Raw genomic sequence first — 26,515 nt, forward strand, 5'->3', positions numbered from 1 at the left:
GCGTGATGGCCGTGCGGATCAGCTTTGGTGTGCGCTCGAGGAATCGGCGAGGGGTTTCCTCGATCGCGGCGCACCCGCTTGTGGTGGGTGTGCGGCTGATCCGAAGGCTCTCGCATCACCGGGCTTGGAGCCGGCGTTGACGGGTCAGTCGTCCTTCTTTTTGGGCGCCGGCCCGTTGTGCATCAGGCGACGCAGCTTCGTGAGCGCGCGGTGCTGGCTCACGCGCACGGCGACGGCGCTCGGCAGGCCCAGCGCGGCCGCCGTCTCCTCCGCCGAGTAGCCGAGGACGACGCGCAGGGTCAGCAGCTCGCGCTGCTCCGGCGGCAGGTGGCCCAGCAACTCCTCGATCTGCAGCCGGGAATCGGTCTGGGCGAACTCGTCGGGGCCGGGGCTGTCTTCGTCGCCCGCGTCGGCGACCGGGTCGGCGCGGTTGCGGGAGCGGCGGCGGAATTCGTCGGCGACCTTGTGGCCCGCGATGCCGAACACGAACGGCAGGAAGCTGTCGGTCTCGTAGCGGTAGCGCGGCAGCTCCACGAGCACGGCGAGCAGCACCTCCTGCGCGCAGTCCTCGGCGCCCCCGTCGGCTCCGCGCATGCCGAGCCGGCCGCGGCAATAACGGAGCACGAAGGGACGTAAGAATTTCACGAGCTCGGCCACCGCGGCGCGATCGCCCGCCACGGCAGCCGCGACGAGCCGGCTGTCCGGACGCGGCGAGGGCGCGCGCTCGTCGGTGGCCATTCACATCGTTTCCCAGGTCGAGCGGGCCGCCGGACCGGAGTGCCGCGACGGGAGAGCGCGCTAGACAACCGGGGACTGGGGACGCTTCGCGGGCCGAACGAAAGCCTGCTCCGCAGGGCCCGGATTGTCCAATGCAAAACGACCTCGGGCACTCGCGTGTCTTCGCGCCTTCCACGAAGACGTCAAAGGGATTCCGCGCGGCCAGAGGTATTCCCCGGAGCCGCCAGACGAAGCACTTCGCCCTTCCGGCCCGGCCGAGTTCGCGAGCGAAAGCGTCGACGCTGCCGTCGTCGGGTTCGATGTGCCGCGCGTTGGCCTGGGCGCCATCCCTAGCCGTGGATGGCTCGTCTGGCCAGGGCCGGGAGGCTCATCGGGCAACCGGCGAAGGATCCGACAAAAGCGTCAATAACGAGTAAAGCGGCAATGCGGGAGTTACCGATCGGTACTGCCATAAACGTCGCGAAATTGCTTCCGTGAAACATAAACGGACTGTGAAAAGCTCAGCCAAAAGTAGGTTCCTCGGCGGCTTATGCTCCTTCCCGGGTCGGGACACGATGTGTTTCGGCCAGGTCCCCCACCGTTTGAGAGGAATTGCCATGCGCTTGCGCAAGCTCGTCGCCGCAGCGGTCCCGCTGCCGGCGTTGCTGTGCCTTTCCCTGGCCGGCGTGGCCCACGCCGATCCCTTGATCACCATGAGCGCCAACACCGCGCCGCTCGCGTCAAGCGCCCGCAGTGGCGACGTCGACGCTGGTCAGCAGATCAACGCCGCCCTGTCGCTCAAGCTGCACAACCAGCAGGCCCTCCAGCAGTTCCTCTCCGACGTCCAGAACCCGGCCTCGCCGCAGTACGACCACTTCCTCACTCCGGAGCAATTCAATACGGCATTCGGCCCAACGCAGGCCGACGTGGCGAAGGCCGTTTCATTCCTGAAACAAAACGGCGCGAAGGGAATCGAGGTTTCCGGTAACCGGCAGGCGATCACGTTCACCGGTTCGGCCGCACAGCTTGAATCGACATTCCACACCCGCCTCGGCAATTACACCGACACCACCAACGGTCGCAAGTTCTTCGCCAACGACTCCGCCCCCGCTCTGCCCGCCTCCGTTTCCTCGGTGGTGCAGGCCGTGGTCGGCCTCGACAACCACGCCGTGAAGGAGCACTCGGCCACCACCGCCGCTCCGAAGGTCGTGAAGGCCGTGACGCCGAGCATTCTGAAGACGGCGTACTCCACCAGCGGCCTCTCGGCCACGGGCTCGGGCGTGAACGTCGGCTTCGTCGAGTTCGACGGCTACCGCAAGTCCGACATCACCAGCTACGACTCGAAGTACGGCCTGTCCGGCGGCACTGTCACCACCGTCCCGGTGAGCGGCGCCAACTACGACTCGAGCCCGGGCGACGGCGAGGTCGAGGTCGACCTGGACATCGAGGTCGTGCACGCGCTCGCGTCGAAGGTGAGCTCGTACGTCTACGAGGCCCCGAACTCCAACGCCGGCGAGCTGGCGATGTACCAGAAGATCGCGTCGGACGCGCGGGTCAACGTCGTCTCCATCTCGTGGGGCTCGTGCGAGCCGGCTGAGGGTTCGTCGGCCGCCAACAGCGTGAACAACGCGATCGCCTCCGGCACCGCCGAGGGCATCACGTACTTCGCCGCCGCGGGCGACGACGGCACCACCGACTGCGCCCGCCAGACCGGCAGCCTGTCGAAGGCCGTCGACTTCCCGGCGTCGAGCCCCAACGTCACCGGCGTCGGCGGCACCCAGCTCACCGTGACTTCGACCAACGCCTACAGCAGCGAGAAGGCCTGGAACGACGGCGCCTCGGCCGGCGCCGGCGGCGGCGGCATCTCGACGCTGTTCAACGCGCCGTCCTGGCAGTCGCACCAGAGCACCACGAAGCGCAAGGTCCCCGACGTGGCCGGCGACGCCGCTTCGGGCTCCGCGTACACCATCGTCAGCGAGGGCAGCAGCGGCAACGTCTGGGGCACCTCCGGCGCGGCCCCGCTGTGGGCCGCCTTCACCGCCCTGCAGAACCAGGTCCACGGCGGCTCGCTCGGCAACCTGAACCCGACCTTCTACAGCATCGGCAACGGTTCCTCGTACTCCACGGGCTTCCACGACGTGACCACCGGCAACAACACCTTCAACGGCACCACCGGTTTCACGGCCGGTACGGGTTATGACCAGGTGACTGGCTGGGGCTCGTTCAAGGGCACTGGGCTTTCGGGTCTGATCGGCTGAGTTTTCCTTCTTTTCGTTGCGGCGGGGCCCTTTCCGGTTGGGAGGGGCCCGCTTCGCTGTTTACGGCGGGCGACACCAGGCCCGAAAGGAGGGCTCGAAGGTTGCCGCGTTCCGCTGGGCTGACCGCCGACTGTGACCCAGCTGTCCACAGCGATCGCGAGTTGTGGACAACTCGATGCCTCAACGGCTTGCGGCCCGGTTTTTGTCGGGGGTGGCCGATAGGCTGGACATGGGCGCGCCCCCCTAGGGAGGGGGTTTGTGTCGGAGGGTGGCTGCCCCCGGTGCAAGAGAAGGCTTGTGGGTTAACGGAAAGGCAAAGGCGGCGCATGACTTCCACCCGGAGAGACGGAGACACCTGGGACCTCGCGTCCAGCGTCGGCGCGACGGCGACCATGGCCGCGGCGGCGAGGGCGATCGCGACGCGCGAGGGCAGCGCGCTGTTCGCGGATCCGTTCGCCGAGCCGCTTGTGCGGGCGGTGGGCATCGACCTGCTGACGCGGCTGGCGAGTGGCGAAGAGCCGCCGGGAGACCTGGTCGGGCGGGTGGCGATCGAGGTCGCCAAGGTGCGCGGGAAGTTCTACGACGATTTCTTCCGAGAAGCGACCAAAGCGGGCATCAAGCAAGCCGTGATCCTGGCCGCCGGCCTGGATTCGCGCGCCTATCGGCTGCCGTGGCCATCCGAAACGGTCGTGTACGAGCTCGACCAGCCCGAGGTCATCGAGTTCAAGACCCGGGCCCTGGGCGAACTCGGTGCGGAGCCGACCGCGAAGCGCCGAGTCGTCGGGGTTGATCTGCGGGAGGATTGGCCGGCCGCGCTGCGGGGCAAGGGGTTCGACGCGACCGAAAAGACCGCGTGGAGCGCCGAGGGCCTGCTGGGGTACCTGCCGCCGGAGGCGCAGGACCGGCTGCTGGACACCATCACCGAGCTCAGCGCGCCGGGCAGCCGCGTGGCCACCGAGAGCCGGCCCAACCCGAAGCCGGGTGACGAAGAGAAGACCAAAGCCGGCTTGAACCAGATCGCGCAACGCTGGCGTGAGCATGGTTTCGACACCGACATGGCGAAGGTGCGTTATTACGGCGCGCGCAACGAAGCGGGTCCCTACCTGACCAGTCGAGGCTGGGAGCTGAGCGGCGCCACCATCGCGGAACTCCTCTCCACCAACGGCCTGCCCCTCGACGACGACTCCCTGCGCCTGAGCAACGTGCTCTACGTGAGTGGCACGCGCTGACCGGCGTTCCCGGCCGGGAACACCACCCGCAACGTTCACTCGGGTGGGTGAGACAACGCGCCGGGAGCCGGGATAACCTCCGGATCATGCGCACGATTCGCGACGCCACGCGGGAACTGCTCCGGAACCTCGGCCTGACCACGGTGTTCGGCAACCCCGGCACCACGGAGATCGCGTTCTTGACCGAGTGGCCCGACGACTTCACCTACGTCCTCGGGCTGCAGGAGTCGGCCGTGGTGGCGATGGCGGACGGGTACGCGCAGGCGACGCGCCGGCCGGTGCTCGTGAACCTGCACTCGGCGGGTGGCGTGGGCCATTCGCTGGGCCACGTGTTCACCGCCTTCCGCGACCGGGCGCCGCTGATCGTGCTGGCGGGGCAGCAGACGCGTTCGCTGCTGCCGGACGAGCCGTTCCTGGGGGCCGTCGAAGCGGCGAACTTCCCGAAGCCCTACGTGAAGTGGAGCATCGAGCCGGCGCGGGCGCAGGACGTGCCGGCCGCGATCGCGCACGCCTACTACATCGCGACGCAGGCGCCGCAGGGTCCGGTGTTCGTCTCGGTGCCCGTGGACGACTGGGACGCCGAGGCGACCATGCCGCTGCCCGTCGGCAGCAGGACACAGAGCTTCGCGCCCGACCCCGCGGCGCTGCAGGAGCTCGCGAAAGTCCTGGACCACGCGGAAAACCCGGCCCTCGTCGTCGGTGCCAGTGTGGACGGGGACGGCGCCGTGCCGGACGTGGTCGCGCTCGCCGAGAAGCTCAAGGCCGGGGTCTGGGCCGCGCCGATGTCGTCGCGGTGCTCGTTCCCCGAGGACCACGACCTGTTCCTCGGCTTCCTGCAGCCCGAGCGCAAGGCGGTGGCCGAGGCGCTGCGCGAGCACGACGTCGTGGTGGTGCTGGGCGCGCCCGCGTTCACCTACCACGTGTACCGCGGCGAGCCGGAGGAGCCGCTGCCGCCGCTGTACCTCGTGAGCGACGACGAGCAGATCCTCGCCCGGGCGGGCAACGGCACCGGCATCCGCTCCACGCCGAAGCTGGCAATCCAGGCGCTCGCCCAAGAAGTCACCGCGAAGAGCCGGGAAATCCCAGCCCGGCAAGCAAAGTCCGCCAAGCCCGCCGAAACCACGCCGATCTCGCCGGACTTCGCCTACGCCACCGTCGCGGAGCTGTTGCCGGACAACGCGATCGTCGTCGAGGAGACGCCGAGCCACCGCAACTGCCTCCACGACCACCTGCCGATCACGTCCACCGACACGGGGTTCCTCACGGTCGCGAGCGGCACGCTCGGTTACGGCCTCCCGGCGGCCGTCGGCGCGGCGCTGGGGCGGCCCGACCGCAAGGTGGTCGCGATCCTCGGCGACGGCTCCAGCATGTACTGCGTGCAGGCACTGTGGACGGCCGCGCGCGAGAACGTGCCGGTCACCTTCGTGGTGCTGGACAACGCGCAGTACGCGGCCGTGCGGATCCTCGGCGAGTCGGCCGGTGGCAAGAAGGTGCCGGGCACCGAGCTCGGCGGCATCGACTTCGCGCAGCTCGCGCAGAGCATGGGCGTGCCGGCGCGGACCGTGGAGGAAGGCGCCGACCTGCGCGACGCGCTCGCGGAAGCCCTCGCTGAAAACGGTCCCGCGCTCGTGCACGTCAAGGTGGACCCGAATCCGCAGAAACTGTATTGATCTTCGCGATTGACCCGACCGGGTGACGCTGTTTGGATGACCGGGTGCAGCCTCTACTGACTCCCGGACAGCAGGAACTCGTCGCACAGGCCGGCAAGCTCGCCGATGTCTTCGCCGAGCGCGCCAGCCTGCACGACCGCGAGAACTCCTTCCCTCACGAGAACTACGACGACCTGCGGGAAGCGGGTTTCCTGCGCCTGTCCGTGCCGGAGGAGCTGGGCGGCTTCGGCGCGGGTCTGCCGGAGATCCTGCCTGTGCTGGAGCGTCTGGCGATGGGCGACGGCGCCACCGCGCTGGCGTTCACGATGCACCTTTCGCCGCTGGGGCAGTGGGCGAGCGTCTGGCGGCGCACGCAGTCGCCGCGCCTGGCCGAGTTGCTCACGAAAGCGGCTGAGGGCCGGCTGATCTGGGCGTCGGTGACCAGTGAAACGGGCCTGCGCAACGACATGACGGACTCGAACACCGAGGCCGTCCGCGTCGAGGGCGGGTTCGAGCTCACAGGCCGCAAGAGCTTCGCCACCAACACGGCCGTGGCCACGCACTGCTCCACCACCGCGCGTTACGAAGACGCCGAAGGCGGCCCGCGGCTGCTGCTGTGCCAGATCGCCCTCGACCAGCCCGGGGTCCGGATCCACCAGACCTGGGACACCATGGGCATGCGCGGCACGCAGAGCAACGACGTCGAGCTCACCAAGGTGTTCGTCGAGGACAGCGCCGTCGTCCACTCGCTGCCGGTCAAGCACCTCGACGCGCGGGTACTGGAAACCGTGTGGTCGTGGGCGATGCCGGCGTTCTCGGCCGTCTACACGGGAGTCGCGGCCAGTGCGCTCGACTGGACCGTCCGCTCGCTGCGCAAGCGCGGCAAGACGGGCGACCCGGTGCTGCAGGACGTGATCGGCGAGTGCCAGATCCTGCTCGACAGCTCGCGGGCGCTGATCCGCGGCCACGCCGAAGACGTGATGTCGCGGCGCCTCTTCACCGGCGACGTGCAGGACGGAGTGGCCCGCTGCGCCGTCGTGAAGTACGTGGCGGCCAACAACGCCGTGCAGGTGATGCAGCGCCTCGTCGACGTGCTGGGCGGCATGTCGTACACGAAGAAGCTGCCGTTCGAGCGGATGTGGCGCGACGTGCAGGCGAGCACGTTCATGCCGATGGGCAACCTCGCCACGCGCAAGCTGGTGGGCGCCAACGTGCTCGGCGTGCGGACGCTGCCGGAGATCGGCCCCGACGAGACCGGGCCGGACTCGCGAGCGAAGGCCTGAGACGCGAGAACGGGGCACCCAGGCCTGGGTGCCCCGTTCAGCAAGAACAGCCTCAGCTCTTGGCTTCGGCCTTCACCGCGGCCTCTTCGGCAACCTCGGACTCCACCAGCTCACGCTCGGCTTCGTCCGCCACCGCCGCTGAAGCCGGCCCGTGCAGCAACCGAGCCACCTCGCCGCGCAGCGTCACGAACTCCGGAGACTCCCGCGTCGTGATCTGGTCCCGCTCCGCCGGCAGGTCCACGGGTAGATCGGCGACGATCGACGCCGGCGACTTCGACAGCACCAGCACCCGGTCGCCCAGGTACACGCTCTCGTCGATGTCGTGCGTCACCAGCAGGACCGTGGTGCCCTGCTCGCGCTGCACGCGCCGCAGCAGGTCCTCCAGCTCGAAGCGCGTCTGCGCGTCGACGGAGGCGAAGGGCTCGTCCATGATCAGCAGTGCCGGCCGCGAAGCCAGCGCCCGCGCGATCGACACGCGCTGCTGCATCCCGCCCGAAAGCTGCCAGGGGAACTTCGCCCCAACCCCGTCCAGACCGACAGCCGACAGAGCCGCGGCGGCCCGCTTGCGCCGCTCGGCCTTTTCGAGTTTGGTCCAGCGCAAAGGGAACTCGACGTTCTTCCCCACCGTCAGCCACGGGAACAGCGAGCGGCTGTAGTCCTGGAACACCACGGCGAGGTCGTCGGGCACGCCGGTGACCAGGTCGCCGTGCAGGCTCACGGTGCCCGAAGACGGCGGCAGCAGGCCCGCGATCGCGCGCAGCAGCGTCGACTTGCCGCACCCCGAAGGGCCGACGATGCACGCCAGCTGGCCCGCCTCGACGGTGAACGACAGGTCGTTCACGGCGACGTGCGCCTTGTCGCCCGTGCCGTAGCGGTGGCTGAGGTCGGAGACCTCGAGCATGGTCGACATTCTGACTACCTTCCGGAAAGTTCTAGTGACGGCCGGGCTGCCACTTGAGCACCCGGCGCTCGACGGCGAGCAGGGCCGCGTTGAACCCGTAACCCAGGATGCCCAGCAGCACGATCCACGCCCACATCTGGTCGAAGTCGTACGCGCGCTGGGCGGCGATCAGCGCGTAGCCGATGCCGTTGAGCGAGCCGACGAGCTCCGAGATCGCCATGAGGATCAGCGAGATCGACAGCGAGAGCCGCAGACCCGCGAAGATCTTCGGCATCGCGGCCGGCAGCACGACCGTGGTGATCCAGTAGAACCGCGGCGTGCGGAACGCCCGCGCGGTCTCCACCTTCACCTTGTCGACCGAACGCACGCCGTCCACCGTGTTCATCACGATCGGCCACACCGAACCGAAGATGATCGTGGCGATCTGCATGCCCGGTCCGATGTGGAACAACACGATGAACACCGGAACCAGCGCGGGCGGCGGGATCGCGCGGAAGAAGGCGAACAGCGGGCCCACGTAGTCCATGCCGGTCTTCGAGCGCCCGAGCGCTGTTCCCAGTGCGACACCCAGCACCACCGAGAGCAGCCAGCCGCCGAGCACCCGCGCGAGGCTGGGCAGGACGTGGTCGAACACCGCCTGGCCGAGGAAGACGTGCGAAGCCGGGCCGGAGAACCACAGCTTCACCGCCGCCGCGACGATCTTGGTGGGCGACGGGAAGAACACGCTTTCCGTGAACTGCGTGATGACCTGCCAGATCACCACGAGCACCACGAACAGCAGCCACTTGCGCGCGAAGCCGCTCAGGCCGCGGCTCACGCGGCCGCGCGCGGCGCTTACCGGTTTGCCGACGACGGTCACGCGACGTCCCCTTCGTCGTTGCTGCTCCAGCGGAACAGCCGCTTGCCCAGCCGTTCGAGCCCTTCGTTGGCGAGGAAACCCAGCACCCCGGCCACGACGGTGCCCGCGAGCACCAGGTCCATCCGCCCGGAGCCGGAGGACGCCTCGAGCACGAACTGCCCGATGCCCAGCTTCGCGCCGGCGAGGAACTCCGTGCTGATCACCAGGATCAGCGAGATCGCCGCCGACATCCGGATGCCGGTGAACACGAACGGCGCCGCGTGCGGCAGTGCCACCGAGGTCAGCAGCCGCGACTTCGGCGTGCCGTAGGAGCGCGCGGTCTCAATCAGCACCGGGTCGATCTCGGCCATCGCGTAGATGGTGTTGAACAGGATCGGCCACACCGCCGCGTAGACCGCGAGCAGGATCTTCGACTCGGGCCCGCCGCCGACCACGATCAGGATCAGCGGGATCCACGCCACCGACGGGATGGGCCGCAGGAATTCGACGATCGCCTTGGTCGCGTCGCGCAGCCAGCGGACGCTGCCGAGCAGCAGCCCGGCCGGCACTGCGACAGCGATGGACACGGCCATCGCGATCAGCCACGCCAGCACCGACGCGATCACATCACGCACGAACTCGGTGTCGCCGAACAGCTCGCCGATGCGCGCGAACACCACCGTGGGCGGCGGCACGTCGTTCTGGTCGATCAGGCCGGCCCGCACGGCGACCTCCCAGATCAGGAGGAAGCCGAGCAGGCCGACCAGGTTCCGAACGATTCGCACGTCAGGAGGCGCTCGGCTGCGCCACGATCATCTGCGCGACGTCGATCTTGGCCGGGATCGACCCGAACTGCTGCAGCAGGTCCGGCACGCGCTGCAGACGACGGGCGTCCAGAGTGGACTGGAAGGTGAGCAGCGCGGTGAGCGAGGCGGTGGCCTCGTCGACCTTCGAGAACTGCACCATCAGCGGCTCGATCTTCGAGCGGTCCGCGGATTCCTTGGTGGCGCGCAGCATCGCCCGCTGGAACGCCGCCACGGTCTTCGGGCTCGACGAGGTGAACTTGCCCAGCGAGCCGTAGCCCGCAGTCGGGAAGTCCTGCGTGGCACCGGTCGCGGTGTCGATGATCGGGACGGTGCCGTTGGTCTTCGCCGAGCCGGTGATGAACGGCTCCGTGAGGAAGCCCGCGTCCACGTCGCCGCGCTTCACGGCCGCGCCGATGCTCGGGAACGGCAGGGAAACCCACTGCACCTTGGAGAAGTCCACGCCGTTGTCGCGCATCACGGACTTGGTCAGGGTGTCGCAAATGGTGTTCTGCGCGGTGATGGCGATCTTCTTGCCCGCCAGGTCGCGCACGCTCTTCACCGAACCGTTGGGCATGGCCACGATCTCGGTGCTCTTCGGGCCGGCCGAGGAGGCGTCGGACACGAACTTGATGTCCGCGTTGCCCTTGCTCTTCGCGATGAAGAACGGCGTGTAGCTCGCGTACGCGACGTCGACCTCTCCGGACAGGAGCTTCGTCACGGACGCGTCACCGCTGGCGGCGTCGACGGACTCGACCTCGAGGCCTTCGTCCTTAAAGTAGCCGTTCTGCACGGCGAGGTGGAACGGCGCGACGTCGATCGTCGGCATGATCGAGACCTTGATCTTCGTCTTCTCGAGTCCCGACGCGCCGTTGGTGCTGCCCGAGTCGTCCGAACCCCCGAGCAGGCCGCAGCCGCTCGCGGTCAGTGCGACGCCGCTCGCCAGGGCGAGGGAGAGGAAGCCACGGCGCCCGAGTCTTGCCTGGCTGCTCCCGGCTGTTTCAAACAATGCCACTCCTTGGAGAATGAGGTCACATGGGTGTTGACCGTGCTGGGTTTGGTGGGTGTGGCTCATTGTCCGGAGTCACGCGGCTACTGTAGAGAAGCGCCGCATCCATCACAATGGGTGTTCATCAACGGTCCGACAGTGGCGCGAATCACTCGATCAGGGGATCGAGGTGGTCGAGTTGAAGATCATCCGGCACGTCGGAGCCAACTACGAATCGGCTTGATCCGCTACTTGGGTGTTCTGGATCGGCTGTCAAGAGGGTTACAAATCACCGAGTCGTTCGCTACCCTCTGCTCCGGCAGTGTGAGGTGTGGACCACCGATGTAGTGAGAGTCAGCCTCGCTGAGAGGCACTCTGCACAGGCCGACGCTCGTCGGCGAACTGGTGGCTTAGGCCTAATGGACCAGTGATCGACCAGTGCGGGGACCGAACGCCATGCAAGTACTGAACCGATTCCGCGTCCAGGGCGGCGCGAAACCGCACCTGGAAGTGGATCTTTTACCCCGAAAGGGTGTAATGGCCCAGGCCGACCGGGCCGCTGAGGTGCCGGGCGGCCTGCCGGGAGCGTGCGGGTAGTGGTCGCGGGCACGGCAGGCTTCAACTCACAAGGTCCCTCGGGCCCGGACGAAGATGGTGATGCGGCGGTGCCGAACGAAGACACCGCGGGGGTGGGAGGGGCCCCTGCGCGCGAAAGCGGGGCGAATCCCGCACGACGGGGTTCGGTCTTCGCGCTGAACAACTGGCGGCTTCGCTCGAAGCTCGCCCTGATCCTGATCATCCCGACGCTCACCGCGCTGGTGCTCGGCGCGTTGCGGGTGGCGGACGACGCGCAGCAGGCCGTGCAGCTCGGCCACACCGCGGACCAGGTCGCGTTCGCGGGCAAGGTGACCGCGGTCATCCACGACCTGCAGGGCGAGCGCAGCCTCGCCGTCGCCCGGATCTCCTCCGGCGACGCGCTGCGCCAGACCGGGCTCGACGCGCAGATCGCGAAGGTCGACCACGACGTCGAGGACCTGCGCAACTCGTTGGTCAACTTGAATCCCGATGACCAGGCCACCGCTGATCGGTACGCCCGCGGAATCCAGCGCCTCGACGCGCTGCGCCCGTTGCGCGCGGCCGTGGGCTCCTCTTCCTACTCGGACGTCGCGGTGCTGGACACCTACTCCTCGATCCTCAACTCGCTGATCCAGCTGGGCCGCGAGGTGACCACCGCGGTCACCGACCGGGACCTGCTGCGCCTGGGCAACAGCACGCAGGCCATCAGCGAGGCCAAGGAGTTCACGCTCCGCGGCGACACGGCCCTGGAGATCGCGGCCTTCCGCAACGGTTTCCCCGGCGACCTCCTCGACGAGACGCGCGCCGCCGAAGCCAGTGGCGACGCGTCGATCGCGGCGTTCCTCGCGAACGCCACCGACGACCAGGTGCAGCTGTACTCCGACACGGTCTCGGGCCCGGAGGTCGACGACCGGCGCCGCATCCAGACGCAGGCGTTCTCCTTCGCGCAGCAAGGCGAAGCGCTCAACATCGACCCGACGCAGCTCGGGCAGGACAGCACCGTCGCCTCCGACAAGATGCGCGCGGTCGAGACGAACCTGCTCACGCAGCTGCGAACCCAAGCCGACGACCTGGCCAGCTCGGCCGTGCGCTCGGCGTGGGTCGGCGGTGTGATCGTGCTCGCGGCCCTCATCGCGGCGCTGATCCTCATGCTCGTGATCGCCCGCCTGATGCTGCGGCCGCTGCGCGTGCTGCGGACCACGGCGCTCGACGTGGCCTACACGAGGCTGCCGGAGACGGTTCAGTCCATTCTGGACGATCCGGATCCGGTCAACGCCTCCAAGAAGGCCGTCGACCCGGTGCCGGTGACCTCACGCGACGAGATCGGTGAAGTGGCGCGCTCGTTCGACGTGGTCCACGGCCAGGCCGTGAAGATGGCCGCCGAACAGGCTCTGCTGCGCGAGAACGTCAACGGCATCTTCGTGAACCTCTCGCGGCGGTCGCAGCGGCTGGTGGAACGCCAGCTCGGTGTGATCGACCGGCTCGAGGCCGACGAGCAGGACCCGGACCACTTGGCGAGCCTGTTCGAGCTCGACCACCTCGCCACCCGGTTGCGGCGCAACGGTGAATCGCTGCTGGTGCTCTCGGGCGCCGGCCTGGCGAAGTCCGTGCCCAAGCCGGTGCCGGCGGCCGACGTGATCGGCGCCGCGGTGTCGGAGATCGAGCAGTACGCCCGCATCGAGGTCGGCATCGTCCCCGAGGTCGCCGTGCAGGGCCTCGCGATCCACGACCTCGTGCACGTGCTCGCCGAACTGCTCGACAATGCGACCTACTTCTCCGAGCCGGAGACGAAGGTCACAGTGCGGGCGGTCGTCACGCGCAAGAAGGCGCTGGCCATCCAGATCACCGACCACGGCGTCGGTATGACGGAGGACCGCCTCGCCGAGGTCAACCAGCGCCTGGCCGACCCGCCGGACCTCGACGTGTCGGTGACGCGGCGAATGGGTCTGTACGTGGTCGCGCGCCTGGCCCAGCGCCACGGCATCGAGGTGCGGCTGCGCGAGAACGAGGACATCGAGGGCGGCGTGATCGCCCGCGTGGTGGTGCCGGCCGAGCTGCTCACGCAGCTGCGCGTGGCCAACCCCATGCCGCGCCACACGCCGCCGCCGCTGAACCGCAACGAGGTCTCGCACCCGAGCCTGCCGCCGGTCAACCGGCAGCAGTTCGACCAGTTCGACTCGCAGTTCGACTCGACGCCACCGCTCCCTTCGGCACCGCCCGCGGCTCCGCCCGCACCGGCCGTGCCGGCGCAGTCCAACGGTGGCCTCGTGCCGCTCGACCAGCCGATCAGCCTCGACGACCTCGTGGCCGGAAACCGCGCTGCCGGGCCGTTCCTGAGCCCGGAGGCGTCGCTGCCCGAGGCGCCGGCGTGGCCGACGGCGGAGGATCTCGCCCCGCTCACCCAGCAGCCCAACGGGGATGGTGCGAGCCTGGCGGAGACCCAGTTCCCGCCGCTGGTGCTCCCGAAGCGCGAACCGAAGTACGTCGCGCCGGAGGAGCCGCAGCGGCAGGAGCCGGCCGTGGACGACGGCGCGTCGGCCCTCGAGGACGACGTGCCCACGCGGCGCCTGCCGATCTACCAGTCGGTGCTTTCGCGGTGGTTCAGCGAGGGCAGCGACGACGGCGAACCCGGTGCAGCCGACGAGCTCGGCGCCCCGGCAGCCGAAGCGGCTCCGGCCGAGGCTCCGGTCGAACGGGAAGCCGCCGGGGCCCGCGAGGCCGCAGCGGCCAACGGATCCTCGGCTGCCTCGGTGGCGGCTGAGGAGCCGGCCGGGATCGGCGGCGCCTTCGACAGCCGTGAGGAGGAGCCGATCGAAGCAACGCCTCTCTACCCCGGTTCCGACGACGGCTGGAGCAGCGCGTCGGACGAGGGCTGGCAGGCCGCGCAGTCGCTGCTGGAGAAGAAGGCCGAGGAGATCACGCCGGCGGGCCTGCCCAAGCGGGTGCCCAACGCGTACCTCGTGCCGGGCTCGATCGGCGGTGACTCCGCACCGGATGACCAGCACAATTCGTTCACCGACGCGACTTCCGGTCTGCCCGGAACGGGTGCTATCACCCGCTCGGCCGCCGCGGCCCGCAACAGGATGGCAAGCTTCCAGCGTGGGTACACCTCCGGACGGCACAGTTTGAAGGAACGGCCGGCCGACGAAGCCCGGCTCGACGACGAAGGCGTACGAGTCACCGGGTCCGGGTATGTGAGCGACAGCAGTGAGGAGCGACAGTGACACGGGCGGGTGCAGTGCAGCCGGGGGGCGGCTCGGCGCAGCCGAACGGCAGGGCCGGCGGCGGCGTGGCGGGCAGCTTCGCGTGGCTGATCACGGACTTCGTCCACCGGGTTCCGGGCGCGGCCCACGCGGTGGTCGTTTCGGCCGACGGGCTCCTGCTCGCGGCTTCGCGGGGGCTGCCGAAGGACCGGGCCGACCAGCTGGCGGCGGTCGCCTCCGGGCTGACCAGCTTGGCGCGCGGCGCGGCGAAGGTGTTCGAAGGCGGCCCGGTCGCGCAGACCGTGGTCGAGATGGCCAACGGCTTCCTCTTCCTGATGTCGGTCTCCGACGGCTCGTGCCTCGCGGTGCTGGGCGCGCCGGACAGCGACATCGGTCTCGTCGTATACGAGATGACGTTGCTGGTCGAACGAGTCGGCCAGCAGCTGACGCCGGAAATGCGCGCGCAACTGCAGGGCGCTGCGATCCGCCGCTAGGCGGATCGGGAACTTCAGGAGCAGACCGTGGACGACGGGCGCTTGAGGGGCGATGGCCGGCTCGGTGACGATTTCACCGGCGGTTGGGCCGAGGCCGGAGATGGCCGGGAGGACTGGAAGTCCTTCCGGGATCGAGTGGACCGCGAGTGGCGCGCCCGGCGCGCCACGGGATCCGACGCGGACCCGGTGCGGGAGCCGCCGAACTGGCTGACGGACTCAAACGCCGGGCAGCAGCCGATCACCGGCGAGTACCGCGACCGCCTCCTGGGTGGTCCGGGCGCCGAACTGTTCGGCGGCGCGAGCGGGCCGCTGTACGACTCCGCGGAGTTCGCGGCGTTCAGCGCGCAGCGCGACGGCTCGCCGGGACCGTCGTCCAATGAGCTCGCCGAAGCCCTGCCGCAGCAGGCCGCGGGCGAGTACGTGGACGAACCTCCGGTGGCCGAGGTGGAGACGTCCGGGCTCGTGCGCCCGTACTTCCGCACGCGCGGCCGGACGAAGCCGACCTACGACCTCGCGATCGAGGCACTGGTCTCGACCAGCGAGCAGGGGCGCGTGCTCGACCGCGTGCGCGTGCCCGAGCACCGGTCCATCTGCGATCTGTGCATCGACACCCGGTCGGTGGCCGAGGTGGCGGCGCTGCTGCGCCTGCCGCTCGGCGTCGTGCGGGTGCTCATTGGTGACGTGGCGGGTCTCGGACTGGTGCTGGTGCACACGAGCAGCAGCACGACCTCGGGCGACCGCCCCAGTATCGAGTTCATGGAAAGGGTGCTCAGTGGGCTTCGGAGAATTTGACTCCGACGCGAACACACCGCAGGTGACAGGTCCGACCTCGTCGGCCAAGATCGTGGTCGCGGGTGGGTTCGGTTCGGGCAAGACGACAATGGTCGGGGCGATTTCTGAGATCGACCCGCTGACCACCGAGGCCATGATGACCGAGGCGAGTGTCGGCCACGACGACACTTCGGCCACGCCGAACAAGACGACCACCACGGTCGCCATGGACTTCGGCCGGATCTCGCTCGACTCGGACCTCGTGCTGTACGTGTTCGGCACGCCGGGCCAGCACCGGTTCTGGTTCATGTGGGACGACCTCGCCGTCGGTGCGATCGGCGCCGTGGTGCTGGTGGACACGCGGCGGCTCGCCGACGCGTTCCCGTCCATCGACTTCTTCGAGAACCGGAAACTGCCGTACGTGGTCGCGATCAACTGCTTCGACCGGTTGCTGCACCACCAGATCGAAGACGTGCGGCACGCGCTGACGATCTCCCCGTCGGTGCCGATCATGGCCTGCGACGCGCGCGAGCGTGACTCCGCCAAGCAGGTGCTGATCTCGGTCGTGCAGCACGCCATCGCTCACGACACGGCACTGAGGGCAGGCTAGAACCCGAGTACCCGAAACCGGGTGCGGCCGTTGGAGTGAACTCCACGTGCTTCACCCGCTTCGGGGAGTGGTGTCTCCGACCGGGGTAGGACTCCCCGCCCGCTCTTCGGTACGGTCGGGGCCGGCAAGGCCCGAACGGGCAGCCGAACGGCCGGTGACCTGCGCAGACACCCCGCTGCGCACAGTTGCCGGCGCCACCACCGAGTGACCCACGTATGCGTGGTCCCGTATGGGTTCGCGCGATGCGCGTGCGTATGAGTACGCACAGTGCACGGGCGCTCGCCCGACGCGGGCTCGACAGGGTCGGGCGGGTGAATACGCTGGAACGGGTTCTTCACGCCCGCTCGGCGATCATGGCGGTGTTCGGCGGTGTTCGACCAGTTTGGAGGGACAGTGACCGTTTCCGGCCAGGAAGGCCAGGGCACGTTCAGCTGGCTGATCACGGATTTCGTGCGCCGGGTAGCCGGTGCCGCCCACGCCGTGCTGGTGTCGGCCGACGGTCTCCTGCTCGCGCCGTCGGAAGGTCTGCCGCAGGAGCGCGCCGAGCAACTGTCGGCCGTCGCGTCGGGCCTCGTGAGCCTCACTCAGGGCGCCGCACGGTGCTTCGAGGCCGGTGGTGTGAACCAGACCGTGGTCGAGATGGAGCTCGGGTACCTGTTCCTGATGTCGGTGTCCGACGGGTCGTCGCTGGCCGTGCTGGCCGCCCCCACGTGCGACATCGGCACGGTCGCGTACGAGATGACGCTGCTCGTGGAGCGCGTCGGCCAGCAGATCACGCCCGAACTGCGCGCCCAGCTCCAGGGCGGGGTGCGTGGTTAGTACATGAGGATCTCCGGCTTCGGCGAGCAGGACACGGGCGCTTGGGACGCGCTGCACAAGGGCACCGACCGTGAAGGCGTGGACTCGCCGAGCCATTTCGAGCTGAGCACGCTGAAGACGATGCTGCCGCACCGGCGGCCGGCTGCTTCCGCTGTGCCGCCGCCTGCGCCTGTTCGTCCGGTTGCTCCTGTTCCTGCTTCTCCCGGGTCTTCGTCTTCTTCGTCTTCTGAGTACTACGACGATGACGGGTACGAGTGGGTCGAGGACGGCGAGTCGGGGTACTGGGAGGAGACCGGGACCTCCTCGGGGTACTACGACGCCGAGTCGTACTTGACGCACGAGGACCGTCAGGTTCCGGAGGACTCGGCTTATTACCAGGCTCCGGAGCGGCGGCATTTGGCTGCGGTGGAAGAGCCGGCTGGTGGGGCCGGGTACGAGCAGGATGCTGCTCATGCGTCGGGGTACCAGCGTGTTCCGGAATCCGCCGGCTACGAGCGGGCGCCTGCTTCGGATGCCGCGTACGCCTCGGGTTATCACCAGACGCCGGCTGCTGACGACTACGCCTCGGGTTATCACCAGGTGTCGGCTTCGGATGCGTACGCGTCGGGGTACCAGCCGACTCCTACTGCGGATGCTTACGCATCGAGGTACCACCAGGCTTCCGCTGCGGATCCTTACGCCTCGGAGTACCGGCAGGCTGAGCCGTATCCCTCCGGCTACCACCAGGCTCCCGCTTCGGATCCTTACGCCTCGGGGTACCAGCACGCTGAGCCGTATTCCGCTGGCTACCACCAGCTGCCTGCTGCTGACGCGGACTATCCGACGGAGTACACCCGTGCTGTCGCACCGGATTCGCACCCCGCCGAGCGCCACCAGGCACCTGCCACCGAGTACTCCTCGGGCTACTTCGAAGCGCCTGCCTCCGAGTCGACCGGCCGCCACGCCGTCGTGGCGCCTTCGCACTCGGACCAGCGTGGCCGCCGCGCCGCCGTCGACACCGCCGACCGCGATCGGCCCTACCGCCCCACCCCGGCCGACGTCGGCTACCTCCCGCCGGCCGACAACCAGCACCGCCTCGCCGAACCCCCGGAGCGCACCACCGGCCGCCGCCGCGCGCCCGAACCCGTTGCGCCGCAGCATGATTCGTACCCGGTTGAGCCGTACTCGCCCGAGCCTGCCGCGTACCAGCCTGAAGCCGAGCAGTACGCGGCTGAATCCGTTGCGACACAACAGGATCAGTACGCGGCCGAGCCGTACTCACCTGAGTCCGAACAGACGTGGTCCCGCGAAGACCCGCCCCCAGCGGCAAAGCCGGCCAAATCCCGCGTCCGCCCCTACGCCCGCACCCGCGGACGCACCCGCTCCGACCACAACCTCGCCCTCGAAGCCCTCGTCTCCACCAGCGACGACGGTCGCCGCTATCGGGGCGTGCGCTCCATCGAGCACCGCCGCATCTGCGACCTCTGCCTGGACACCCGCTCGGTCGCCGAGATCGCCGCCCACCTCCACCTGCCACTCGGCGTGGTGAAAATCCTGGTCGGCGACATGGCCGACATCGGCCTGGTCCTCATCCACCAAACCGAACTCGTCCTGGGCGACCGCTCCTCGCGCGACTTCATGGAGCGCGTCCTGCAGGGCCTGCGCAACCTCTGACGGGGGAGCGCCGCGCGACGCCTGAAGCTGCTAGCTTCCGGGCATGGTGGACGACAGTGACGGAGCGGCTCTTCGGACGTTGGTGACCGATGCGGGCAGCGAGATCTTGTTGTTCGGGATTACGCCGCCCCGTCTGAGTACTGATCCCGGGCGGATCCGGGAGATCACCGCGGCGACGTTGGCGCGGTTGGGCTCCTTGGAGGTGGACGGTCTGGCGTTGTACGACATCGACGACGAGAGCGACCGTAACCCGGTGGAGCGGCCGTTTCCGTACCTGCCGACCCTTGATCCCGCTGTGTATCACGCGGAATACCTCGGCGAGTGGAACCGTGCGGTGGTCGTCTACCGCTGTGTGGGCAAGTACACCGAGGCGCAGTTGCGGGCCTGGTTGCAGACGGCCGAGGCTGACCGGGTGCTCAGTGTGTTCGTCGGTGCGTCTTCGAAGGACAAGGAGGTGCGGACCCGCCTGTCGCAGGCTCAGGCGCTGCGCCGGGACGCTCGCCCGGACCTGCTGCTGGGCGGTGTCGCCATCACTGAACGCCGCGACGAGCATCGGCGGCTGATCGCCAAGCAGCAGGCGGGCTGTGCGTATTTCATTTCGCAGGTGATCTACAGCTCCGACGCGGCGAAGAGCATGGTCTCCGACTACTTCTACGCTTGCCGCGAGCAGCACCTGGAACCGAAGCCCGTGGTGTTCACGCTCTCGGTGTGTGGCTCGGTGAAGACGCTGGCCTTCCTCAAGTGGCTCGGCGTCCACGTCCCGCGCTGGCTGGAAAACTCGCTGCGTCATGCCGATGACACGCTGGCCGAGTCCTACCAGCACTGCCTGGCGACCGCCCGTGACCTGATCGCCTTCTGCCGCAAACTCGGTCTGCCCTTCGGGTTCCTGGTGGAAAGCGTGTCCATCCGCAAGGCCGAGATCGAGGCATCGGTCGCCCTCGCCGACGAGCTGAGCCGACTGCTCGAACGGGGCAGACCATCCGTGTGATGCAGGACCTGCGCAACCTGCGAGGGCGGTGGAGGGCCTACTCCTCCACCAACGCGGCCGAAGTGATCCGGTGCAACGGGTACCGCTCGTGATCCGTCCCCTCCAGCACGCCGCCGCCGACGCGGACCGGGCGCACGACGCGCTGGCTGGCCGTGCCGCGGGAGTCGACGAAGCCGATCCACACTTCGCGGCGTTCGAGGGTTGCGCGGGAGAGCAGTTCCAGTGTCGAGGTGGTGTCGGCGCCGCCGCCGGAGGGGGCGCGGACGGCGGAGCCTCGGCGGCGGGCGGTGGCGGCGTCGCCGGCGCGGAGGTTGGCGACGATGCGCGTGGCCTGGTCGTCGGTGAGGACGGCCTGCTCGCCGGGGCGCGCGCGGGCCGCGCGGGCGCGCGCGGGGAGGCGGCGGCCGGACGGGCGGATGTCGACGACGCGGCCGTCGGGGCCTTCGGCGGCGGGGGCGAAACCCGCGCCGCGCAAGGCTTCCAGGACTTCGCCGAGTGGCACGGGGCTGATGAGGACGGTCGGCGCGATCATGCGCAGGTCGTACTCCGCGGCGACGGGGTGGGCGAGCACCTCGGCCAGCAAGGCCTCATCGTCACAACGAAGGAACGACCCGGCGGCGCCGCCGCGGAGGCGGCCGTGGCGGCGGGCGACGTCGTCGATCAGGTAGGTGAGCGACTGCGGCACGGGGGTGGCGGACTTGGCGCGGAACAGCGCGTGCAGCTCGTCGGCGGTGCGGCCGGTGTCGAGGGCGCGGCGCACGGTCGGCTCGGTGACGCGGTAGACCGTCGCGTGCCCGGCCGACTCGATGTCGGCGACGGCGGCCATGGCGGTCGCCAGCTCGGGCTCGAGCGGTCCCGGCGCGACGACCGTGAGGTCCGCCTGCACCAGCACGTGGTTGACGGGCTTGGGCAGCGCGTCGTGCATCGCCTCGACGGCGCCGGGGCGGTCGTCCTCCAGCAGCAGCCGCGTGGCGGTGGTCAGCGCGCCCAGTCCGACCAGGCCCAGCGCCGACGCCTCGGCCATCGTCCAGCGCACGGTCTCGTCCCGCAGCCGTCCGCCCCGTCGCGGCGCGCGCCACGCGAGCACGGCCACCAGCTCGTCCACGCTCTTCACGCCGGACCCAGGCGCCAAATCCCCCAAAGCAACCAGCACCCGGCGACGCGAAACCGGCGCGAGCGGGCGACGCAGATCCTCCGACAACGGCGCGATCGGCTTGTCCTTCGCGTCTCGCCCGCCGGCGAGCCCGGGCAGCCGCGGCAGCTCCAGCCACGCCTGCGCGAGGGTCATCCAGCGCTGCACCGTCGGCGACGCGAGCCACGAGTCCGTGAGCGTCGTCGGCACCCACTCGGGCGTCGTCGCCTCGCTGTCGGCCACCAAGCCGGCGCCCGTGGCCAGCTCCGCGACGAAGGAAGCGCGCGCCTCGTCGGACTCCAGGTCCTTCGCCAGCTTCCGCAACTCCCGCACGCCCAGCCCTCCGGACTTGAGCACGGGCGGCGGTGTGACCGACCACGAACGCAGCAGTGTTTCTGTCTGCCGCAACAATTCCATCGCCTCGCCGGCCGCCGTGGAATCCACAGTGTCCGTCTGATGTGGATGGACGGGCAGCTCCGGCTCGACCAGTGTGGCCGCCTCGAACGCCACCCCGCCGCGCAGCAACAGCCCCAGCTCGCGCGGCAGCTCCACCGTCTGGTCGTCGCGGCGCAGCAACAGCGAGCGCGCTAGCAGCTTCTGCACGGGCGTGGCCGCATCGGAGAGCGAGACGTCGAAGCTCGCGTCACGCGTGCGCCCGATCGGTGGGCCCGCGGCCAGCGCCGTGAGCACCTTGCGCTCGTCCTCGCCGACCTCCGCCAGCCGCGCGGCCAAGTCCGAAGCCGCCAACGCCGGCGACGGCGCCCCGAGGCCCGCCGGGAACGGCCCCAGCGCGTCGCGCGCCGCCGGGGGCACCCTCAGCTCGTCGTCCGCGCCCCACACCAGCGCCCGCGCACGCAGCCGCGCCAGCGGGCCCGAAATGTCTGTTCCGAGCAGTGTTGCGACAGAAGCCAGCGAAACCGGCGCGGTGTCCGCTCCCGCCACGAGGAAGCCGTCGAGCACGGCCAACGTGAACGTGTCGAGGTCCTCGCAAGCGCGCGCGACGGAGCCCGGTGTGCCGGCGCGCGTGGCCAGCACGGTGGTGTCGGAAGGCGGCGGGGTCGACAGATCGCGACGGGTGCGCAGCAGGTCGGCGAGTGCGTCGTCGGACTCCGCACGCAGCCAGTCCGCCAGAGAGGTCGCGGGCATAGACGTCCAGGATACCGGGCGGGTGAGCGGGCGCCGGGGGTGTTCGGGCAGACTGTGGGCGAACCGGCGGCACCAGGTCAATGGAGGGCGTTGTGGCGAAGGGCGAGAACGGCAGGAAAAAGGGCATCGACCCCACCTGGCCGGCGGAAGACGGTGAGCACCCCGTGTCGGAGCTCGCGTCCGACCGTCAGGGCGCGCTGTCGCCCTTCGGCGACCTGACCTTCCCTCTCGACACGGTGCCCTACGTGCACCCGGAGACGGAAATCAACCGCTGATTCCCGACTTCTCGGGAAACGACCGTAGTTACTGGTCGGTCACCCGGTTGGGGTCGGGTGGCGGCGGTCACGGGGCTAGTGTTCGAAGTGTCCTAGCCACAGGTTTCCCAGCGGGGAGTTAGTGCCATGCCGGTTCCCGGTCCCGGGTATTCGATCACCGTCCGGGTCGAGGCCCCGGCTTCCTCCACGGCCGCCGGTGACCTCACCACCGCCGTCGGCCGTGTCGGCGGGGTGCTCACGGCGTTCGACGTCGTCGAGTCGCACGCCGACACGATCGTGGTCGACATCAGTGCCAACGCGCTGTCGGAGAACCACGCGCAGGACATCACCCAGGCGCTCGACTCGCTGCCGGGCGTGAAGGTCCGCAAGGTCTCCGACCGGACGTTCCTGATCCACCTCGGCGGCAAGATCGAGGTCACGCCCAAGGTCGCGCTCCGCAACCGTGACGACCTCTCCCGCGCGTACACGCCGGGTGTTGCCCGAGTGTGCCAGGCGATCGCCGCGAACCCCGAGGACGCGCGCCGCCTGACCATCAAGCGCAACACCGTGGCCGTGGTCACGGACGGCTCGGCCGTGCTCGGCCTCGGCAACATCGGCCCGGCCGCCGCGCTGCCCGTGATGGAGGGCAAGGCGGCGCTGTTCAAGAAGTTCGCGGGCGTCGACGCGTGGCCGGTGTGCCTGGACACGCAGGACACCGAGGAGATCATCAAGATCGTCAAGGCGATCGCTCCGGTCTACGCGGGGATCAACCTCGAGGACATCGCCGCGCCGCGCTGCTTCGAGATCGAGGCGCGCCTGCGTGAGCAGCTCGACATTCCGGTGTTCCACGACGACCAGCACGGCACGGCGATCGTCGTGGTCGCGGCCCTGCGCAACGCGCTGCGCGTGGTCGGCAAGGAGATCGAGGACTGCAAGATCGTGGTCAGCGGCGTCGGCGCGGCCGGCTCGGCGATCATCCGGCTGCTGCTGCGCAAGAACCCGGGTGACATCGTGGCCGCCGACATCGACGGCATCGTCCACCCCGACCGCGGCAACCTCGACGACAACCTCACCTGGATCGCGAACCACACCAACCGCGACAAGCAGGCCGGCACGCTGCACGAGGCGCTTGTGAACGCGGACGTCTTCATCGGCGTTTCCGCCCCGAACCTCTTCGGCGCCGACCAGGTGGCGACGATGAACAAGGACGCCGTGGTCTTCGCGCTGGCCAACCCGGACCCGGAGATCGACCCGCTCGAGGCGCAGCAGCACGCCGCCGTGGTCGCCACCGGCCGCAGCGACTTCCCGAACCAGATCAACAACGTGCTGGCGTTCCCCGGCGTCTTCCGCGGCCTGCTCGACGCAGCCGCGCACAACATCGACGACAACATGCTGCTCGCGGCCGCCGATGCGATCGCCGACGTGGTGGACCAGAGCCGGCTCAACGCGTCGTTCATCGTGCCGAGCGTCTTCGACAACGCGGTGGCCCCGGCCGTCGCGGAGGCCGTGAAGGCGGCCGTCCGCGCGGAAGCCACGGCTGGCTGAGCTTCTCAGACCCCAGGAGGCCCCGTCATCGCCAACCGCGGTGACGGGGCCTTTTTGTCGGCCGGACACCGCTGGCATAGCCTCCTGGGGTGAGTGAACTCAGCCACGTCGACGAAACCGGCGCCGCGCGGATGGTCGACGTATCCGGCAAGACGGCGACTGCGCGCACGGCGCTCGCCGGCGGCACGGTGCACACCACCGCCGAAGTGGTGGATCTGTTGTCCGCCAACGGGTTGCCGAAGGGCGACGCATTGGCGACGGCCCGGATCGCCGGCATCATGGGCGCCAAGCGCGTGCCGGAACTCATCCCGTTGTGCCACCAGATCGCGTTGTCCGGCGTGAAAGTGGAGTTCGACCTGGACGGGAGCGCCGTCCACATCAGCGCGACGGCGAAGACCACCGACGTCACCGGCGTCGAGATGGAGGCCCTCACGGCGGTCGCGGTCGCGGGGCTCACGCTGCACGACATGATCAAGGCCGTGGATCCGGCGGCGACGCTCGACAACGTCCGCCTGATCCGCAAGGACGGCGGCAAGACCGGCACGTGGGAGCGGAAGTCATGAGCGAGGCACGAGTGATCGTGGCGTCCAACCGCGCCGCGAAGGGCGTCTACGAGGACAAAACCGGGCCGGTGCTCGTGGAGTGGCTCGCGGCGCACGGTTATGCGGTGCCCGACCCGGCGGTCGTCGAGGACGGCGAACCGGTGGGGATCGCCTTGCGCGCGGCGGTTTCCGAGGGCGTCGCGGTGGTCCTGACCACAGGCGGCACGGGCATTTCGCCGACGGACCGCACTCCGGACGTCACGCGCGAAGTGCTGGACTACGAGCTTCCGGGCGTCGCGGACGCGATTCGCTCCGCGGGCCTGCCGCACGTGCCGACGGCCGTGTTGTCGCGCGGCCTCGCGGGTGTCGCTGGCCGCACGCTCGTCGTCAACCTGCCCGGCTCGCGCGGCGGCGTGAAGGACGGGTTGGGCGTGCTGGAGGGAATCCTCGACCACGCCGTGGACCAGCTCGCCGGCGGCGACCACCCGCGGCCTGCTTCAGAAGAGCTGGCCAAGGCCGAACAAGCCGCGGAGTCCACGGAAAACTCGGCTTCCGTCGCCGACGCGCTCGCCGCGGACTCGCTCCCGGCGGATCCGCTCGAAGCCAAAACCCCGAGCACACCCGCGGTCCGCATCCTGCGCGCGGAGGTCAGCGACCAGCCGCTGTCCGTCGACGACCACGCCCGCCTCGTGGAGGACGACGCGGCCGGCGCCGTCGTCACCTTCGGCGGGGTCGTGCGCGACCACGACGGCGGCAAGGGCGTGCTCGACCTCGTCTACGAGGGCCACCCCACCGCGAGCGAGGTGCTCGCCCAGGTCGTCACCGAGCTCGCCACGGGCTGGACGGGCGTCCGCGCCGTGGCCGTGAGCCATCGAGTCGGCCCGCTCGCCATCGGCGACGTGGCGCTGGCGTGCGCTGTCGCCGCCGAACACCGCGGCCAGGCCTTCGCGGCCTGCGCGGAGCTCGTCGACGAGGTGAAGGCCCGGCTCCCGATCTGGAAGCACCAGCACTTCACCGACGGCTCCGACGAATGGGTCAACTCACCCTGATCCGCCGCGGCCGTGGCCGTTCGTCAGACCCCACGAAGGGCCCCACCGCCGGGGGAAATTCGCGGTGGGGCCCTTTCGTCGGATCACAGCCAACCGAACGCTGCGCCCTGAAGGACTTCACGACCTCACGAGGAGGTCAGGGGTCACTTGGTGGCGATCTTCTGACCGACCAGGATCAGGTCGGGGTTCGGGATGTAGGCCTTGTTCAGGTTCTGCAGCTTCGAGAAGCCACCCTGAACGTTGAGCTGCTTGGCGATCTTCGACAGGCTGTCGCCGGACACGACGGTGTAGTCACCGTTCGGGTTCGAGCTCGGCACGCCGGTGACCGGAGTGCTGGCGACCTTCTTGGGGGCGCTCGTGCTCTTCTTCGGGGTCGCCTTCTTGGTGGTCGACTTCGAGGTCGACTTGGTCGACTTCGTCGACTTGTGCGCGGCGGTCGAGCCGCCGGCACCCTTGCCGTAGCAGTTCGGCCACGCGCCGCCGCCCTGGCCCGCGAGAACGCGCTCGGCCACGGCGATCTGCTGCTCGCGGGAAGCGTTCGCCGCGCTGCCGGTGCCGCCGTAGGCCTTCCAGGTGCTCTGCGTGAACTGCAGGCCGCCGTAGTAGCCGTTGCCGGTGTTGGTGTTCCAGTTGCCGCTGCTCTCACACTGCGCGACAGCGTCCCAGTTGGTCGCCGACGCGGGGGTCGCGGCGATCGCGATGGGCGCGCCGACCGCGATACCCGCGACAGCGACGCGGGCGATGGTGCGGGTGGCGGCGGACATCTTGCGGTGCTTGCCTCGGTAAGACATGGGAATACTTCTCGGTTTTCCTGCGCCTACGAGCCCGAAGGCTGAGGGCCGGGTTGGGAGCCCGTCCGCCCGTTGCCGGGCGGCAGACGCGGACAGCGCACGACGCGCGGTCTTCGTCCCCTCGTCCCTGTCCGGAAATGCTTTCGCTCGGGGTATGGGTCCGGGGATCCGCTGGACAGGGCTAGGCACTACGGATTCCCGGTCTTGCTCGGTCGGTCGGGGCCAACCGAAAAGCGACGGTACGTAATGAGAGCCGTGATCGGAAATTATTCGGCA

Annotated in this window: 22 protein-coding genes; 15 read left to right on the forward strand and 7 right to left on the reverse strand. The window is 69.4% G+C overall.

Going from position 1 to position 26,515, the window contains the following annotated elements; genetic code table 11:
- Nucleotides 1–144: 144 nt before the first annotated feature.
- Nucleotides 145–738 (reverse strand): sigma-70 family RNA polymerase sigma factor, encoded by a 594-nt coding sequence (locus AB0383_RS25085; protein WP_366188686.1) that lies wholly within the window; start codon nucleotides 736–738, stop codon nucleotides 145–147.
- Nucleotides 739–1,334: 596 nt separating this feature from the next.
- Here AB0383_RS25085 and AB0383_RS25090 point away from each other — a divergent pair.
- The 4 genes from AB0383_RS25090 (at nucleotide 1,335) to AB0383_RS25105 (ending at nucleotide 7,136) form a co-directional block, all read left to right on the forward strand.
- Nucleotides 1,335–2,975: a S53 family peptidase gene (locus AB0383_RS25090; RefSeq protein ID WP_366188687.1), complete on the forward strand. Its 1,641-nt coding sequence runs from the start codon at nucleotides 1,335–1,337 to the stop codon at nucleotides 2,973–2,975.
- 326 nt (nucleotides 2,976–3,301) lie between these two features.
- Complete coding sequence (locus AB0383_RS25095) at nucleotides 3,302–4,204, forward strand: class I SAM-dependent methyltransferase (RefSeq protein ID WP_366188688.1); 903 nt, start codon at nucleotides 3,302–3,304, stop codon at nucleotides 4,202–4,204.
- Between the two features lie 86 nt (nucleotides 4,205–4,290).
- On the forward strand, nucleotides 4,291–5,874 hold the full coding sequence (gene mdlC, locus AB0383_RS25100; protein WP_364180273.1) for a benzoylformate decarboxylase: 1,584 nt from the start codon (nucleotides 4,291–4,293) through the stop codon (nucleotides 5,872–5,874).
- 44 nt (nucleotides 5,875–5,918) lie between these two features.
- Nucleotides 5,919–7,136 carry an acyl-CoA dehydrogenase family protein gene (locus AB0383_RS25105; RefSeq protein WP_366188689.1) on the forward strand — a complete coding sequence of 406 codons (1,218 nt, stop codon included), beginning with the start codon at nucleotides 5,919–5,921 and terminating at the stop codon, nucleotides 7,134–7,136.
- 52 nt (nucleotides 7,137–7,188) lie between these two features.
- Here AB0383_RS25105 and AB0383_RS25110 read toward each other — a convergent pair whose 3' ends face one another.
- Genes AB0383_RS25110 through AB0383_RS25125 form a run of 4 tightly spaced genes read right to left on the reverse strand, consistent with a single transcriptional unit; the run spans nucleotide 7,189 to nucleotide 10,624 of the window.
- Complete coding sequence (locus AB0383_RS25110; RefSeq protein ID WP_366188690.1) at nucleotides 7,189–8,046, reverse strand: ABC transporter ATP-binding protein; 858 nt, start codon at nucleotides 8,044–8,046, stop codon at nucleotides 7,189–7,191.
- A gap of 22 nt (nucleotides 8,047–8,068) precedes the next feature.
- Entirely contained in the window at nucleotides 8,069–8,896 is an 828-nt protein-coding gene (locus AB0383_RS25115; RefSeq protein ID WP_366188691.1) for an ABC transporter permease, read from the reverse strand.
- Nucleotides 8,893–9,660, reverse strand: a complete 768-nt coding sequence (locus AB0383_RS25120) for an ABC transporter permease (RefSeq protein ID WP_364180280.1) — start codon at nucleotides 9,658–9,660, stop codon at nucleotides 8,893–8,895. The genes AB0383_RS25115 and AB0383_RS25120 overlap by 4 nt, the downstream gene beginning before the upstream one ends.
- A 1-nt stretch (nucleotide 9,661) precedes the next feature.
- On the reverse strand, nucleotides 9,662–10,624 hold the full coding sequence (locus AB0383_RS25125) for an ABC transporter substrate-binding protein (RefSeq protein ID WP_364180517.1): 963 nt from the start codon (nucleotides 10,622–10,624) through the stop codon (nucleotides 9,662–9,664).
- Between the two features lie 707 nt (nucleotides 10,625–11,331).
- Between AB0383_RS25125 and AB0383_RS25130 the strand changes: the two genes are divergently transcribed.
- From AB0383_RS25130 to AB0383_RS25160, 7 genes are all read left to right on the forward strand, one after another.
- On the forward strand, nucleotides 11,332–14,466 hold the full coding sequence (locus AB0383_RS25130) for a nitrate- and nitrite sensing domain-containing protein (RefSeq protein WP_366188692.1): 3,135 nt from the start codon (nucleotides 11,332–11,334) through the stop codon (nucleotides 14,464–14,466).
- A 14-nt stretch (nucleotides 14,467–14,480) separates the two neighbouring features.
- Entirely contained in the window at nucleotides 14,481–14,939 is a 459-nt protein-coding gene (locus AB0383_RS25135) for a roadblock/LC7 domain-containing protein (protein ID WP_220247186.1), read from the forward strand.
- A gap of 27 nt (nucleotides 14,940–14,966) precedes the next feature.
- Nucleotides 14,967–15,731 carry a DUF742 domain-containing protein gene (locus tag AB0383_RS25140; protein ID WP_364180283.1) on the forward strand — a complete coding sequence of 255 codons (765 nt, stop codon included), beginning with the start codon at nucleotides 14,967–14,969 and terminating at the stop codon, nucleotides 15,729–15,731.
- Nucleotides 15,712–16,320 carry an ATP/GTP-binding protein gene (locus AB0383_RS25145; RefSeq protein WP_220244630.1) on the forward strand — a complete coding sequence of 203 codons (609 nt, stop codon included), beginning with the start codon at nucleotides 15,712–15,714 and terminating at the stop codon, nucleotides 16,318–16,320. Before AB0383_RS25140 ends, AB0383_RS25145 begins: the two co-directional genes overlap by 20 nt.
- Nucleotides 16,321–16,713: 393 nt before the next feature.
- Nucleotides 16,714–17,139: a roadblock/LC7 domain-containing protein gene (locus AB0383_RS25150; protein ID WP_364180285.1), complete on the forward strand. Its 426-nt coding sequence runs from the start codon at nucleotides 16,714–16,716 to the stop codon at nucleotides 17,137–17,139.
- Nucleotides 17,140–17,142: 3 nt separating this feature from the next.
- Nucleotides 17,143–18,792 (forward strand): DUF742 domain-containing protein, encoded by a 1,650-nt coding sequence (locus AB0383_RS25155; protein WP_366188693.1) that lies wholly within the window; start codon nucleotides 17,143–17,145, stop codon nucleotides 18,790–18,792.
- Nucleotides 18,793–18,835: 43 nt separating this feature from the next.
- Nucleotides 18,836–19,780, forward strand: coding sequence for a 5,10-methylenetetrahydrofolate reductase (locus AB0383_RS25160; protein WP_366188694.1), 945 nt, complete (start codon nucleotides 18,836–18,838; stop codon nucleotides 19,778–19,780).
- A gap of 37 nt (nucleotides 19,781–19,817) precedes the next feature.
- Here AB0383_RS25160 and AB0383_RS25165 read toward each other — a convergent pair whose 3' ends face one another.
- On the reverse strand, nucleotides 19,818–22,058 hold the full coding sequence (locus tag AB0383_RS25165; protein WP_366188695.1) for a helicase-associated domain-containing protein: 2,241 nt from the start codon (nucleotides 22,056–22,058) through the stop codon (nucleotides 19,818–19,820).
- 92 nt (nucleotides 22,059–22,150) lie between these two features.
- Between AB0383_RS25165 and AB0383_RS25170 the strand changes: the two genes are divergently transcribed.
- The 4 genes from AB0383_RS25170 to AB0383_RS25185 all read left to right on the forward strand — a co-directional run bounded on the left by AB0383_RS25170 (nucleotide 22,151) and on the right by AB0383_RS25185 (nucleotide 25,448).
- Nucleotides 22,151–22,333 carry a hypothetical protein gene (locus tag AB0383_RS25170; protein ID WP_366188696.1) on the forward strand — a complete coding sequence of 61 codons (183 nt, stop codon included), beginning with the start codon at nucleotides 22,151–22,153 and terminating at the stop codon, nucleotides 22,331–22,333.
- A 126-nt stretch (nucleotides 22,334–22,459) separates the two neighbouring features.
- Nucleotides 22,460–23,857: an NAD-dependent malic enzyme gene (locus AB0383_RS25175; protein ID WP_285972095.1), complete on the forward strand. Its 1,398-nt coding sequence runs from the start codon at nucleotides 22,460–22,462 to the stop codon at nucleotides 23,855–23,857.
- A gap of 89 nt (nucleotides 23,858–23,946) precedes the next feature.
- Nucleotides 23,947–24,420: a cyclic pyranopterin monophosphate synthase MoaC gene (gene moaC, locus AB0383_RS25180; protein WP_366188697.1), complete on the forward strand. Its 474-nt coding sequence runs from the start codon at nucleotides 23,947–23,949 to the stop codon at nucleotides 24,418–24,420.
- Nucleotides 24,417–25,448, forward strand: coding sequence for a molybdenum cofactor biosynthesis protein MoaE (locus AB0383_RS25185; RefSeq protein WP_366188698.1), 1,032 nt, complete (start codon nucleotides 24,417–24,419; stop codon nucleotides 25,446–25,448). The genes moaC and AB0383_RS25185 overlap by 4 nt, the downstream gene beginning before the upstream one ends.
- Before the next feature lie 143 nt (nucleotides 25,449–25,591).
- Here AB0383_RS25185 and AB0383_RS25190 read toward each other — a convergent pair whose 3' ends face one another.
- Nucleotides 25,592–26,239 carry a transglycosylase family protein gene (locus tag AB0383_RS25190; RefSeq protein WP_364180296.1) on the reverse strand — a complete coding sequence of 216 codons (648 nt, stop codon included), beginning with the start codon at nucleotides 26,237–26,239 and terminating at the stop codon, nucleotides 25,592–25,594.
- Between the last annotated feature and the right edge of the window lie 276 nt (nucleotides 26,240–26,515).

The sequence above is a fragment of the Amycolatopsis sp. NPDC051373 genome, from assembly GCF_040689465.1.
Lineage (GTDB): Bacteria > Actinomycetota > Actinomycetes > Mycobacteriales > Pseudonocardiaceae > Amycolatopsis.